Consider the following 14,395-nt stretch of genomic DNA (forward strand, 5'->3'; position numbering starts at 1 on the left):
AATCCGCCTTCTTTGTCACCGACCTTTTCGTCAATTTCCCAGGAAGCCCCGGAATGAAAGCCGCTGAGATCCGCCAGACCTTTCTGAAGTTCTTCGAGTCGAAAGGCCACCAGATCGTCGCGTCCAGCCCCGTCGTGCCGGGCGATGACCCGACGCTGCTGTTCACGAACGCCGGCATGAACCAGTTCAAGGACGTGTTCCTGGGCTTCGACAAGCGCTCGTACTCGCGCGCCACCACCAGCCAGAAGTGCATTCGCGCCGGTGGCAAGCACAACGACCTGGACAACGTTGGTTACACGGCGCGGCACCACACCTTCTTCGAGATGCTGGGCAACTTCAGCTTCGGCGACTACTTCAAGAAGGACGCCATCTCCTACGCGTGGGAGCTGCTGACGGTCAACTTCGCGCTGCCGAAGGACAAGCTCTGGGTCACCGTCTACGAAGAGGACGACGAGGCCTACGACATCTGGAACAAGGTGGTGGGCGTGCCCGCCGAGCGCATCGTGCGCATCGGCGACAACAAGGGCGCGCGCTACATGTCCGACAACTTCTGGATGATGGGCGACACGGGCCCCTGCGGCCCCTGTACCGAGATCTTCTACGACCACGGCGCCGACGTGGCCGGCGGCCCCCCGGGCTCGGCCGAGCAGGACGGCGACCGCTACATCGAGATCTGGAACAACGTCTTCATGCAGTTCAACCGGACTGAAGACGGCGTGATGCACCCGCTGCCCAAGCCCAGCGTTGACACCGGCATGGGCCTGGAGCGCCTGGCGGCCGTGCTGCAGCACGTGCATTCCAACTACGAGATCGACACCTTCGTGAACCTGCTCGCGGCCGCCAAGTCGGCCGTGGACGCAGCCGGTGGTGGCGACTGTGATGCCACAAGCCCGTCGCTGAAGGTCATCGCCGACCACATCCGCGCCTGCTCGTTCACCGTTGTCGACGGCGTGATTCCTGGCAATGCCGGCCGCGGCTATGTGCTGCGCCGCATCGCCCGCCGCGCCATCCGCCACGGCTACAAGCTGGGCGCACGCACGCCGTTCTTCCACAAGCTGGTGGCCGCGCTGAGCGCCGAGATGGGCGAGGCCTACCCCGAGCTGCGCCAGGCCCAGGCCCGCGTGACCGATGTGCTGAAGCAGGAGGAAGAGCGCTTCTTTCAGACCATCGCCACCGGCATGGAAATCCTCGAAGCGGCGCTCGCCAAGGGCGGCAACGTCGATGGCGACACGGCGTTCAAGCTGCACGACACCTACGGCTTCCCGGTCGACCTGACCGCCGACGTCTGCCGCGAGCGTGGCGTGGCGGTGGACGAGGCGCGCTTCAACGAACTGCTCGAGGAGCAGAAGAACCGCGCCCGCGCCGCCGGCAAGTTCAAGATGGCGCAAGGCCTGGCCTACAGCGGCGCGCCGACCGAGTTCCACGGCTACGACGACCTCGTCGTCGAGGCCGCCAAGGTCACGGCGATCTACATTGATGGTGCACAGGTCGACCAGGCCCAGGCCGGTGACGACGCCGTCATCGTGCTGGACCACACGCCCTTCTACGCCGAGAGCGGCGGCCAGGCGGGTGACTCCGGCGAGCTGCGCAACGGCACGACGCGGGTCGTCGTTGCCGACACGCTGAAGATCCAGGCCGACGTGTTCGGCCACCATGGCCAGGTCGTCGAAGGTTCGGTCAAGGTCGGCGACGTGTTCGCCGCCCGTGTCGACGCCGAGCGCCGTGCCAAGACCGTGCGCAACCACAGCGCCACCCACCTGATGCACAAGGCCTTGCGCGAGGTGCTGGGTGCGCACGTGCAGCAAAAGGGCTCGCTCGTGAACGCCGAGCGCACGCGCTTCGACTTTGCGCACAACGCACCGATGACGGCCGAGCAGATCAAGGAGATCGAGGCCATCGTCAACGCCGAGATCCTCGGCAACGCCGGCGCCAAGGCCCAGGTCATGGCGCTGGACGACGCGCAGAAGTCGGGCGCCATGATGCTGTTCGGCGAGAAGTACGGCGACACCGTGCGCGTGCTCTCCATCGGCTCGTCCAGGGAACTCTGCGGTGGCACGCACGTGAAGGCGACCGGCGACATCGGCCTGTTCAAGATCGTGGCCGAGGGTGGCGTGGCCGCGGGCATCCGCCGCGTCGAAGCCGTCACCGGTGACAACGCGCTGGCCTATCTGCAGTCGCTGGAAGCGACCGTGCACGCTGCGGCCCACACGCTGAAGACAGCCCCGGCCGAACTCGACGCCCGCCTGCATGCCGTGCTGGACCAGGTCAAGGCGCTGGAGAAGGAACTCGCCACCGCCAAGAGCAAGCTGGCGTCCGCCCAGGGCGACGAACTGATGGCGCAGGCCGTCGACGTGGGTGGCATCAAGGTGCTGGCCGCCAAGCTCGAAGGCGCCGACGCCAAGACGCTGCGCGAGACCATGGACAAGCTCAAGGACAAGCTGAAGACTGCAGCCATCGTGCTGGCGGCCGTGGACGGCGACAAGGTCCAGCTCGCGGCCGGCGTGACGGCCGACAGCATTGGCAAGGTCAAGGCTGGTGAGCTGGTCAATTTCGTCGCCCAGCAGGTGGGCGGCAAGGGCGGCGGCAAGCCCGACCTGGCCATGGCGGGCGGCACGCAGCCGGCCGGTGTGGCGGCTGCGCTGAGCAGCGTTGCAGCCTGGGTGGCCGAGCGCGTCTGACGCGACTCAGCCCCTGATGCAAAAAGGCCCGCGATCAGCGGGCCTTTTTCTTTAGAAGGTTTCCCAGTCGCCCTCAGCGGTGGCGGGTGCAGGTGCTGGCGCCGGTCGCGGCGCGGCCGCCGGCGCCGGTTTGGCTGCCGGCTTCTTGATGGCCGGAGCAGGGCGTGGCGACGCGGATGTCTTGGGTGTCGATGCCGGCTTGGGGGCGGCAAACGGGGCTGCCTTGGGCGCGGCGGGTCTTGGCGCCGCAGCGCGATGGGGCTCGCTGCCCGCAACGCGGAACACGGCCACGGCCTCGACGAGGCGCTGCGCCTGTTCCTTCAGGCTCTCGGCGGCCGCGGCAGACTCTTCCACCAGCGCTGCGTTCTGCTGCGTCATCTGGTCGAGCTGCACGACCGAGGTGTTGACCGAGGCGATGCCCTCGCTCTGCTCGGTGGCGGCAGAGCTGATCTCGCCAATGATGTCCTGCACGCGCTGCACGCTGGAGACGATCTCACCCATCGTCGTGCCGGCCGTCTGCACCAGGCGAGCGCCGTTCTCGACGCGCTCGACGCTGTTGCCGATCAAGGCCTTGATCTGCTTGGCGGCCTCGGCGCTGCGGCCGGCCAGTGAGCGCACTTCGCCGGCCACGACGGCAAAGCCGCGACCTTGCTCGCCGGCGCGTGCCGCTTCCACCGCGGCGTTCAGCGCCAGGATGTTGGTCTGGAACGCGATGCCGTCGATGGTGCCGATGATGTCGGAGATCTTCTTGCTGGCCACGTTGATCTCGTCCATCGTCGTGACGACCTGGCCGACGACCTCGCCGCCGCGCGTTGCCGCGGACACGGCGGACTGCACGAGCTGGTTGGCCGTGCGGGCCGAGTCGGCCGTCTGGCGCACCGTGCCGGTCAGCTCGGCCATCGACGAAGCCGCGTTCTGCAGGTTGCTCGCCGTTTGTTCGGTGCGCTGGCTCAGGTCCAGGTTGCCGGTCGCGATCTCGCTGCTGGCCGTGCCGATGCTGTCGACCGAGTTGCGCACGGTGCCGATGGTGGAGGCCAGGCGCTGGCGCATGCTCTCCGTGTCCTGGATCAGCGAGCCGATCTCGTCGTTGCGGGTGCTGCTGACCGACTGGCTGAGGTCGCCGTCGGCAATAGCGCCGACCGCCTTCTGCAGCGACGCCAGCGGCTGTGCCACCCAGCGGCTCATCATCCACATCAGGCCGAATCCCAGGCCAACGGTGGTCAGCGCGAGGGCGCCCCAGAAGAACCACAGCGTCGCGCGGCCGGCGGCCTGGGCCTCGCCACGAGAAACCTGGGCGATGACCCAATAGCCGGTCTTGTCGCTCTTGCGAGCCACGGCGAAGTTGTCGCTCAGGCCGTTGCCGAGCACGTCGGGCACGTCGTCGAGCACAACGACGCTTTCCTTCTGCTCGGCCAGCAGCTTCTCGAAGCCCGGCGCGACGCTGGACAGCAGCTTGCCCTTGGCACTCGGGTGGGCGGCCAGCAAGGCCTTGGTGGGGTCCTTGGGCACGGCGACGATGTAGGTGCCGCCATGCTCGAAGAACTTGGCGCTGCCGGCCATGCGGTCCATGGCCAGCTCGAAGGCGTCGAGGTCGAAGCCGACGAAGAGGATGCCGACGATCTTGCCGGCGTCGCTCTTGATCGGCTCGTAATGCGTCATGTAGGCGCGCCCGAACAGCAGCGCGCGGCCGGTGTAGGCCTTGCCGCCCTTGATGGACGCGTAGGCCGCACCCTGCTTGTCCAGCAGCGTGCCCATGGCGCGTTCGCCCTTCTCATTCTTCAGCGACGTGGTGATGCGCTCGAAGTCATCGCCCTTGGATGCGAAGACGGTGGCCACGCCGCCATTGACGGCCGCGAACTTGTCGACCTGGGTGAAGTTGCCGTTGAGCTTGGGGCCCCAGTCGCGCAGTTCGCCGGTGGCCTCGTCCAGCGAGAAGCTGGGGCCGAATTCCTGGCGGAAGGAGCCGAAGCTGCGCTGGATCTGCTTGGCGGCGACGTCGTCCATCGCCTGCATGGCGTCCACCAGGGAGGCGGCCTTGTCGCCAACCCAGGTTTGCACCTGCTCATTAGCTGAACGTTTCAGCAGCGTGCCCACGATCAGGCTGACGCCGAGCAGCACCGCCGCAACCGCGACGGCGCCGGTCAGGGATACCTGCCGGGCGATGGAGTTCACGGACTGGCTCATGCGGTTCTCCAAAAGCCAAAAAAACGGGCAATGCTCCGCAATCCCTGCCTCGTTGCAGGGTCGCGTTGACGGGATCAGGTCGGGGTGGGGTCAGGCGGCGATGGCCGCTTCCATCAGGCCCATCTCGGCACTGCTCATCAGGCCTTCGATGTCCATCAGGATCAGCATACGGTCGCCGACCGAGCCGATGCCGGTGATGAAGCTGGTATCGACCGATGCCGAACTCAACTCGGGGGCCGGCTTGATCGCGTCACGGCTCAGCTCAAGCACGTCGGAGACCGAATCCACCACGGCGCCGACGACTCGATTCTTCACGTTCAGCACGATGACGACGGTGAAGCTGTTGTACTCGGCCGTCGGGCAGTTCAGCTTCAGGCGCAGGTCGACGATCGGCACGATGACGCCGCGCAGGTTGACGACGCCCTTGATGAAGTCCGGCGCATTGGCAATGCGTGTCGGCGCCTCGTAGGAACGGATCTCCTGCACCTTCAGGATGTCGATGCCGTATTCCTCGGAGCCGAGGCGGAAGGTGAGGTACTCGCCGCTCTTGGGGCCGTGGGCCTTGGCGCTGAGGGCACCTTGCTGGCGCAGGGCAGGGACGTTGCTGGCTTCCATGCGGACCTCTCTGGGTGGATTGTGGTTTGTTAGTGGCGCGAGCGGCGCACGAGGCTGCCAACGTCCAGGATCAGGGCCACGCGGCCGTCACCCATGATCGTTGCGCCGGAGACGTCGTTGACCTTGCGGTAGTTCGCTTCGAGGTTCTTCACGACGACCTGTTGCTGGCCGAGGAGTTCGTCAACCAGCAGCGCGACGCGGCCGCCTTCGGCCTCGACGACAACCATGATTGAGCTGACGTGCTCGAAGTCGAAGCGCGGCACGTCGAAGACCTTCTCGAGCTCGATGACCGGCATGTACTCGTCACGCACCTCGACGACGCGGCCGGAGCCGGCGACGGTCTTGATGGTGTCGGACTGCACCTGGAAGGATTCGACGACAGAGGACAGCGGCAGGATGTAGCACTCGTCACCCACGCCCACGCTCATGCCGTCCATGATGGCCAGCGTCAGCGGCAGGCGCACCGAGACCTTCATGCCGTAGCCTTCGGCCGAGTCGATCTCGACCGTGCCGCCCAGCGACGTGATGTTCTTCTTGACGACGTCCATGCCCACTCCGCGGCCGGACACGTCCGTGACCTGTTCGGCGGTGGAGAAGCCAGGCGCGAAGATCAGGCTCCAGCACTCGGTGTCCGTCATCGTGTCCGGCGCGTCGATGCCTTTCTCGCGGGCCTTCTTGATGAGCTTGTCGCGGTTCAGGCCCCGGCCGTCGTCGCGCACCTCGATGACGATGCTGCCGCCCTGGTGGGAGGCCACCAGCGTGATCGTGCCCTGCTCGGACTTGCCGCGCGCGACACGGTCCTCCGGCATCTCGATGCCGTGGTCGCAGCTGTTGCGCACCAGGTGGGTCAGCGGGTCGGTGATCTTCTCGACCAGGCTCTTGTCCAGTTCGGTCGCTTCACCTTGCGTGACCAGCTCGACCTTCTTGCCCAGCTTGGCCGCCAGGTCGCGCAGCATGCGCGGGAAGCGGTTGAACACCGTCGACATCGGAATCATCCGGATCGACATGACCGACTCTTGCAGGTCGCGCGTGTTGCGCTCTAGGTCGGCCAGGCCCGAGGTCAGCTGCTGGTACAGCGCGGGATCGAGCTCGCGGCTGTTCTGGGCCAGCATGGCCTGGGTGATGACGAGCTCACCGACGAGGTTGATGAGCTGGTCGACCTTCTCGATGGAGACGCGCAGCGTCGTCTGGTCCATGGCCGCGGGCTTGGAGTCGGCCTTGGCAGCGGGCGTGGCCGCACGGGTCGGCACGATGGCGGCCGTGGGCGCTGCCTCGGCGGCAGGTGCGGGCGCAGCAGCGCCGACGGGCACGCCGGGCGCGTCGTCGAAGAAGCCGTAGCCCGGGTCTCCGGACGGTGCCTCGGCCGGCGGCGCGCCAGGGGCGCCGTCGTAGAAGCCGAAGCCGGTGCCCAGCGGCATCAGCTTGACCTGTTCACGGGCGACGTGGAAGGTGAAGAGGTCCAGCAGATCGTTGTCGGTCGAGCTGGTCAGCACCTTGAAGCGACGCATGCCGTCCGAGCTCTGCCCGGCGTCCAGCGGTTCGATGGTGCCGAGGTCGGTGATTTCCTTGAACAGCTCGACGAGGTTGTCGGCCAGGGTCAGATCGGTCAGCGGGCCGACCTGCAGCTCCAGCAGGCGCGTGCCCGGCTTGACGCCTGCGGCAGGGGCCGCAGCGGCGACGGGTGCGGCTGCTGCGGCGGCCTTGGGCGCCGGTGCGGCAGCGGCCGGTGCGCCGCCGCCCTCGACGAAGCTCTTGATGCTGATGAGCAGGTCGGTCGTGTCGATGAGGTCGCCACCCGAGCCCTGATGGCGGCCCAGCTGAGCGCGCAGCGCGTCGCCCGACTGCAGCAGCACGTCCACCATGGCGGCGTTGGGCTGCAGTTCGTGGCGGCGCAGCTTGTCCAGCAGCGTCTCCATCTGGTGGGTCAGCTCGGCAACGTCCGAGAAGCCGAAAGTCGCTGCGCCACCCTTGATGGAGTGGGCGCAGCGGAAGATGGCGTTCAGTTCTTCGTCGTCGGCCTCTTCGACATTCACATTGAGCAGCAGCTGCTCCATGTTGTCGAGGTTCTCTCCAGCTTCTTCGAAGAAGACTTGATAGAACTGGCTGAGGTCGATGCCAGCACTGATGCTGGCGCCTTCGGTGGTCATGTCACCCATGGCTGTTCTCCCTTGGGACGGACTTCAGCGGATAACCTTGCCGATCACTTCGATCAGCTTGGCCGGGTCGAAAGGCTTGACCAGCCAGCCGGTGGCGCCTGCGGCGCGGCCAGCCTGCTTCATCGTGTCGCTGGACTCGGTAGTCAGGATCAGGATGGGCGTGGTTTTGAACTTCGGGTTCTCGCGCAGCTTCTTGGTCAGGCTGATGCCATCCATGCGCGGCATGTTCTGGTCGGTCAGCACGAGGTCGAAATCGCGCTGGCCGGATTTTTCCCAGGCGTCCTGTCCGTCCACTGCTTCCACCACGTTGAAGCCGGCGTTCTTGAGCGTGAAGGCCACCATCTGGCGCATCGAGGCGGAGTCGTCGACAGCGAGGATTGAGTGCATTTAGTTTTCTCCGAGGGAACGTGTAGTGCCTGGGGGCTGGAAATTGACCGGGGGATTCAGAAAAGCTCGATGGAGCCGGCGTCCATCTCGTCTTGAGTCACTGGATTGGGACGCAGCGGCGCAATCTCGACAACAGCCGCGCCGTCCTCGTCGTCCATGCCGAAGGTGTCACGGGCCAACTGGTCGGCGCAGTTGCGCAAGCGCTGGCTGGTGTGGGCGATCAACTGCGTCGCCATGTCCTGGAATTGCAGCGCAGTGATCGCGCCGGCGATGTCCTGCATGATCTGCTTGAGCCCGTCGGAGGCGGGTGTGCCGTCGCTGGTACTTAGCAAGGTCATGGCCTGGCTGGACGCGCTGTAGAAATGCGTGGACAGGGCCTCACCGGCGTCGTCGAGCAGGCGCTGCAGGCGCTCAAGGTCGTGCGTCACCGTCATCAGGTGATCCTGCAGTTCCGCTGCCGCCAGCAGCGGCATGGCGGCCGCAGCTCCATCGAAATCGGCGGCGGTGGATGGTTCTGTCTGCATCGTTTCTCCGCGAGGGGATGCTGCTTCTTGTCCCGATGCCCTGTGGATACCCTCAGGGCAAATGCATCATGGCATGTTCACTTGTTTTTCGGCACCTGTCGACCTGGAGATGTCGCGAGAACGAGCCGTATTACCGGTCTGAACTGCGTTGAGTGTGGCGCCGGCTGCCTGTCTCGGCGCGCGGCATACTGCTGCCCCATGACGATTTCTGGTCTGGATCAGGCCCCCAGGGTCCTGCGCGTGCTGCATGTCGAGGACTCCGAACTCGACCATCAACTCATCTTTGCCCAGCTCTCCCGTGCCGGGCTGAAGGTCGACATGGAGAGGCTGGACGCACTGCCCGCGGTGCTGGCAGCGCTGGAGCGTTCGTGGGACGCCATCATCTCGGACTACAACCTGCCGGGCTACTCGGGCCTGGATGTGCTGGAGGCGCTGAAGGCTCGCCAGCGCACCGTGCCCTTCATTCTTGTCTCGGGCGAGATCGGCGAGGACACCGCCGTTGGCGCGATGCGCAACGGGGCGTCCGACTACCTGCTGAAGAACAACCTCAATCGCCTCGCGCCTGCCCTGCTGCACGCCATCGACGCGGCCGAGAACGAGCGCGCCCGCCTCGCGGCGGACCGGGAGCTCGTCAAGTCCAAGCAGCGCCTGCATGAGCTCGCCGGCCATCTGCAGACCAGCGTCGAGCTGGAGCGGGCGGCCATCGCGCGCGAGATCCACGATGACGTCGGCGGATCGCTCACGGCCGTCAAGTTCGACCTCGCCTGGATCGACCGCCACGCCCAGGAGCCCGAGGTGCGCCAGCGCGTCGCCGCGGCCCTGGAGACGGTCAACTCGGCCATCGATGCCAGCCAGCGCATCATGCACAACCTGCGCCCGGCCATCCTGGAGCAGGGGCTGGTGGCCGCGCTGCAGTGGATGACGGCGCGCTTCGAGCGGCGCACCGGCATCGAGGCCGGCCTGCGTCTGGGTGACGAGCGGCTGGGGCTGCCGCCCGGCGTGCCGCTGGTGGCCTACCGCACGGCACAGGAGGCGCTGACGAATGTGTCCAAGCATGCCCTGGCAACCCGGGTCGATGTCGAGCTCAGCCTGGACTCCGGCGTGCTGACACTGGAGATCCGCGACGACGGCCGTGGCATGGGCCCCAACGACCTGACCAAGGAGCGGTCCTTCGGCATCCGCGGCCTGCACGAGCGCGCGGCCACTGTGGGGGGCTGGGTCGACCTGTCGAGCCCGCCGGGCGGCGGCACCAGCCTGATCCTGACCGTTCCGCTGGCACAGGACGCCATCGACGCACTGGACGACTCGACCGACTTCGGCAAGGATGACGGCAACTCCATCTGGGGACGCGTGTGATCAAGGTCATCCTCTGCGACGACCACGGCCTGATCCGCCGCGGCATCCGCGACACGCTGGCGGATTCCCAGGACATCGAGGTCGTCGGCGAGGCTGGCGACTACACCGAGTTGCGCGGCCTGCTGCACACGCTGGGCAAGGACAACCCCTGCGACGTGCTGGTGCTGGACATCAACATGCCCGGCCGCAGCGGCCTGGACGTGCTGCATGTGCTCAAGGAAGAGGGCAACCCGGTGCGCACGCTGATCGTGTCCATGTACCCCGAGGACCAGTACGCCATCCGCGCGCTGCGTGCCGGCGCCTACGGCTACGTCAACAAGGGCGGGGACCCGGCGACGCTGGTGCAGGCCGTGCGCACGGTGGCCCAGGGCCGCAAATACGTAACGCCCGAGATCGCGCAGATGCTGGTCGAGAGCCTGACCGCGCCCGTCACCGAGCAGGCCCACCACAAGCTCTCCGACCGGGAGCTGCAGACGCTCGTCATGATCGCCTCGGGCAAGCGGCTGTCGGACATCGCCGAGGAGCTGATGCTCAGCCCCAAGACGGTCAGCGTCTACCGCGCCCGCATGCTGGAGAAGCTCGGGCTGACCAACAACTCAGAGTTGACGGTCTATGCCATCCGCAACGGACTCGTCGCCAGCTGAAGGGCCTGCAAGAAGCCCGCGCCGCCGGCCCTCGCTGGTCAGGCGGCTGACGCGACTCAGCGTCGCCGTCATGGGCGCGGCCCTGCTGCTGAGTGCGCTGGCCCTGGCCGCCTGGGTGCATCACAGCCTGCGCGAGGCCCAGTTGAAGAGCGCCGAGCAGTCGGCCCAGTTGCTGGCCGAGAACCTGGCGCCGGCCCTGGCATTCCACGACCGCCAGGCCACGCGAGACGCCCTGGTCACGTTCAGCCGCCGCGAGGGCCTGCAGAGCCTGGTGGTGCGCCAGCCCGGTGGCGAGGGCTTTGCCTACTGGCCCGGCGCGGCAGCGTCCGCGCCCTGGGTCGATGTGCCGCTGCAGGTCGACTGGCGCGGCCTGCGCCTCGTCGTGCCCGTGCAACTGCAGGGCGAGCGCATCGGCAGCCTCGACTGGCAGGAGTCCTTCGATGCGCTGAACGCAACGCTGCTGCGGCTGGCGGTCGGTGCCGTCACCGTGCTGGCCCTGTCGCTGCTCGGCGCCAGCTTGCTGCTGCGCTGGACGCAGCGGCGGGCGCTGGCGCCGCTGATCGCGCTGTCGCGCCTGGCCGAGCGCGTGGCGACCAGCCAGGACTACAGCCTGCGCGCGCCGGTGCGCGAGCACGACGAGGTTGGCCGGCTGGCCGAGCGCTTCAACGGCATGCTCCGGCGCATCGAGGTCTGGCACGAGGACATGAACCAGCAGCTCGCGCAGGAGCAGCAGACCGGCCGCGCGATGCAGCAACTGGCCCACCGCGACACGCTGACCGGTCTGCCCAACCGCCTGGCCTTCGAGTTGACGCTGGAGCGCCTCTTCGTCGACCTGCACCACCCCCAGCATGCCGGCGCGCAACGCCTGGCCCTGCTCTTCATCGACCTGGACAACTTCAAGGGCGTCAACGACAGCCTGGGCCATGCGGCGGGGGACGCCGTCCTCATCGAGGTCAGCCGGCGCATGAGCGGCGTGCTGCGCGCCAGCGACACGCTGTTCCGCCTCGGCGGCGACGAGTTCGCCCTGCTCGTTGCCGACGTGGCCGAGCCCGAAGCCGTCGAGCATCTGGCCGTCCGGCTGATCGCCAGCGTGCGTGAACCTCTCGTCATCCAGGGCGAGGTGGCGCCCGTCGGGGCCACCTTGGGCCTGGCTTTCGTGCCTGATGACGCAACCGACCCGCAGTCCCTGCTGTGCGCTGCGGACGCCGCCATGTACGCTGCCAAGCATGCCGGCAAGAACACCTATCGCAGGGCGGTCAGCGAGCATCCTGCGGGGCCTTGAGCTCTGCACTCTTTGCGCTTTGCTGCTGCTGGGCAACCCCGCCCTGGCTCAGGCCCAGCCTCCCGACATCCCCAGCCTGGAAGACCTGCTGCGCACCGAGCGCCGTGGCGCCGCCGCAGAGCTCGCCGTCAGCACGGCGTCGCGCCAGGCCCAGAGCGCCGACCTCGCACCCGCCGTCACCCACGTCGTCAGCCGCCAGGACATCGCCCGCCTGGGCCTGCGCAACCTGGGTGATGTGCTGCGCCGCATGCCGGGGCTGGAGGTGCGCCAGGACGACGAGTTCACGCGCGTCGCCGTGCGCGGCGTGGCACCCGGCGATTTCAATGGCCGCGTGCTCTTCTTGCTGGACGGCCTGCGGCTGAACGACAACCTCTACGACGCCGGCCCCATCAACCGAGAGTTCTTCGTCGACGTCAGCCTCATCGACCGCGTCGAGTTCACGCCCGGGCCGGGCTCGGCGCTGTACGGCGGCAATGCGCTGCTGGGCGTCGTCAACATCGTCACCCAGCGCGCCGACACGCTCGCCGGCCCGCAGGCCCACGTCGTGCTGTCGCCGCGCGGCCAGGTCAGCACCCGGCTGAGCTACGCCCAGCGCCTGGACAGCGGCGCCGAATGGCTGGCCGCCTTCAGCAGCGACGAGGAACCCCATCCGCCGCTGGCCTTTGGCGAGCCCGAGGAGTACCACGCCCGGCTGGAACCACTGGAGTGGGACCGTGCGCGGCGCTGGCTGCTTGGCGGGCGCGCCGGTGGCCTGTCGCTGCGCTTCGGTGGCACGCAGCGGGAGAGAGGTCTGTACAGCTTCCTGCCCAAGTCGGGCGACATCACCGGCAGCGTGAACTCGCTGCGTGAGAACTACGCCCAGGCCGGCTGGGAAGGCCGCGTGGCCGACTGGGACCTGCACCTGGGCCTGGCCTGGCAGCAGTCGCGCTACCGCTCCGAGCAGGCCGACGACAACGAGCCCGAGCTGCGCACCAGCCGCTTCGAGGCCTTGGGCCGCTGGTGGCTGGGCGAGCTGCGAGTGGCGCGCGCCTGGGGCGGCCCCGGCGGCGACAGCCACACCACCAGCGTCGGCATGGACTGGCAGCGCGACGGCGTGCAGCGCTTTCGCTTCGTCTACCTCGGCCAGCCGCCGACCGACGAGAACTACGCGTCGCGGCGGCTGGGCTTTTATGTGCAGGACGAGTGGCGGCTGGCGGAGCGCCAGCGCCTGGTGCTGGGCCTGCGCCAGGACGGTGTGCGCGGCGGTGATTCGAGCTGGAACCCGCGCGCGGCCTGGGTCTGGTCACCCGAACCGGGTCAGAGCCTGAAGCTGATGTGGGGCACGGCCTTCCGGGCGCCCAACCGCTTCGAGCATGCCTACAACCAGGGCGCCGGCGCCGAGCCGCCACGGCCCGAGCGGTTGCGCACGATGGAGCTGGCCTGGCAGGGGCCCCTGCCAGGCCTGGCCGGCATTGCCGCCGGCACCTGGAGCTGGCAGGCCTCGCTGTTCAGCAGCCATCTCGTCAACTTCATCGAGCGCGGCGGCGACAAGCCGTTTGCCAACACGCCCGTCGCCCACTCGCGCGGCGTCGAGCTGGGCCTGAACGGCCACTGGGGCGAGGGCTGGCAGCTGCAGCTCAGCCTGATGGGGCAACGCAACCACGCAGCGGACGGCAGCCGCCAGGGCTACAGCCCCAACCAGACGCTGAAGTGGGCGCTGCAGATGCCGCTTGTCTCGGCGCTGCGCCTGTCCGTCAACGGCTGGGCGACGACCCAGCGCATCGGCGACGAGCGCCTGCCCGGCTATGCCCAGCACCAGGCCCACCTGCTGTGGCAGCCGAGCCGGCGCTGGGACTTCTTCGTCGGCGCCGAGAACGTGGGCGGCCGCGCCTACGCCGAGGCCAGTGCCACCGGCTACAGCGCCCCCCTGCAGCACAGTGGCACGCGCTGGCAGGCAGGCCTGACCTGGCGTGGAGACGCCCCTTGAAACCCTGGCCGCTGCTGTTGGCCGTGGCCGCTGTTGCGGCCAGCGCCGACAGCCTGGATGAAGACAGGCTGCGCGCCGCCTTCGTGCTGCGCCTGGCCCAGTACACCCAATGGCCCGCCCCGGTGGCGGAAAGCCCGACGCTGTCGCTGTGCGCGGCCGGCCTGCAACCCGCCGGGCTGGAGGCGGTGCGCGCGCTCGCCAGCCGGGCGGTGGGTGGCGCGCAGATCAAGGTCAGGGCGCTGAGCGAGCCGCGGGATGCGGCGCGCGACTGCCAGGTGCTGTTGCTCGGCCACCCGGACGCGGCGACGCTGCGCCAGTGGATCGCGGCCGTCGGCGACGCGGCCGTGCTCGTCGTGGCAACCAGCCCCGAGGCGATGCGCGCCGGTGTCTGCATCGCGCTGATCAACGAGCCGCAGGGCATGGCCTTCGCCGTCAACCACGGCGAGTCCAAGAAGCGCGGCCTCAGCCTGGCGGCGCCGGTGCTGAAGCTGGCCCGCGAGGTGCGTTAACGCCGAGGAACTTGCCGTTCATCGCGCTTGGCTGTCGATTCGCCAGCTCCGGCTGCCGTTTATCGATTGATGACACCTTGTGGCAGTAGCCACT

Annotated in this window: 11 protein-coding genes; 6 read left to right on the forward strand and 5 right to left on the reverse strand. The window is 68.0% G+C overall.

Annotated features, from left to right (window positions below; translation table 11 throughout):
* The first annotated feature begins 53 nt into the window (after positions 1–53).
* Positions 54–2,678 carry an alanine--tRNA ligase gene (gene alaS / locus AC07V5_RS11855; protein WP_495115877.1) on the forward strand — a complete coding sequence of 875 codons (2,625 nt, stop codon included), beginning with the start codon at positions 54–56 and terminating at the stop codon, positions 2,676–2,678.
* A 51-nt stretch (positions 2,679–2,729) separates the two neighbouring features.
* Here alaS and AC07V5_RS11860 read toward each other — a convergent pair whose 3' ends face one another.
* From AC07V5_RS11860 to AC07V5_RS11880, 5 genes are all read right to left on the reverse strand, one after another.
* Complete coding sequence (locus AC07V5_RS11860) at positions 2,730–4,862, reverse strand: methyl-accepting chemotaxis protein (RefSeq protein WP_495115878.1); 2,133 nt, start codon at positions 4,860–4,862, stop codon at positions 2,730–2,732.
* Between the two features lie 90 nt (positions 4,863–4,952).
* Positions 4,953–5,477: a chemotaxis protein CheW gene (locus AC07V5_RS11865; protein WP_495115879.1), complete on the reverse strand. Its 525-nt coding sequence runs from the start codon at positions 5,475–5,477 to the stop codon at positions 4,953–4,955.
* A gap of 29 nt (positions 5,478–5,506) precedes the next feature.
* A complete protein-coding gene (locus AC07V5_RS11870; RefSeq protein ID WP_495115880.1) occupies positions 5,507–7,633 on the reverse strand; it encodes a chemotaxis protein CheA in 2,127 nt (708 codons plus the stop codon).
* A 24-nt stretch (positions 7,634–7,657) separates the two neighbouring features.
* On the reverse strand, positions 7,658–8,020 hold the full coding sequence (locus AC07V5_RS11875) for a response regulator (protein ID WP_268165303.1): 363 nt from the start codon (positions 8,018–8,020) through the stop codon (positions 7,658–7,660).
* A 56-nt stretch (positions 8,021–8,076) separates the two neighbouring features.
* Positions 8,077–8,544 carry a hypothetical protein gene (locus AC07V5_RS11880; protein ID WP_495115881.1) on the reverse strand — a complete coding sequence of 156 codons (468 nt, stop codon included), beginning with the start codon at positions 8,542–8,544 and terminating at the stop codon, positions 8,077–8,079.
* Positions 8,545–8,742: 198 nt separating this feature from the next.
* Here AC07V5_RS11880 and AC07V5_RS11885 point away from each other — a divergent pair, with 198 nt between their 5' ends.
* The 5 genes from AC07V5_RS11885 (at position 8,743) to AC07V5_RS11905 (ending at position 14,301) form a co-directional block, all read left to right on the forward strand.
* On the forward strand, positions 8,743–9,900 hold the full coding sequence (locus AC07V5_RS11885) for a hybrid sensor histidine kinase/response regulator (protein ID WP_495115882.1): 1,158 nt from the start codon (positions 8,743–8,745) through the stop codon (positions 9,898–9,900).
* Positions 9,897–10,544 carry a response regulator gene (locus AC07V5_RS11890; RefSeq protein ID WP_495115883.1) on the forward strand — a complete coding sequence of 216 codons (648 nt, stop codon included), beginning with the start codon at positions 9,897–9,899 and terminating at the stop codon, positions 10,542–10,544. Before AC07V5_RS11885 ends, AC07V5_RS11890 begins: the two co-directional genes overlap by 4 nt.
* A 70-nt stretch (positions 10,545–10,614) precedes the next feature.
* A complete protein-coding gene (locus AC07V5_RS11895) occupies positions 10,615–11,826 on the forward strand; it encodes a diguanylate cyclase domain-containing protein (RefSeq protein WP_495115884.1) in 1,212 nt (403 codons plus the stop codon).
* A 19-nt stretch (positions 11,827–11,845) separates the two neighbouring features.
* On the forward strand, positions 11,846–13,792 hold the full coding sequence (locus tag AC07V5_RS11900; protein ID WP_495115885.1) for a TonB-dependent receptor plug domain-containing protein: 1,947 nt from the start codon (positions 11,846–11,848) through the stop codon (positions 13,790–13,792).
* The gene (locus AC07V5_RS11905) at positions 13,789–14,301 is read left to right on the forward strand and encodes a YfiR family protein (RefSeq protein ID WP_495115886.1); all 513 of its coding nucleotides are present in this window, start codon (positions 13,789–13,791) and stop codon (positions 14,299–14,301) included. Before AC07V5_RS11900 ends, AC07V5_RS11905 begins: the two co-directional genes overlap by 4 nt.
* Positions 14,302–14,395 lie beyond the last annotated feature (94 nt).

Source organism: Roseateles sp. GW821-FHT02E12, assembly GCF_059421665.1.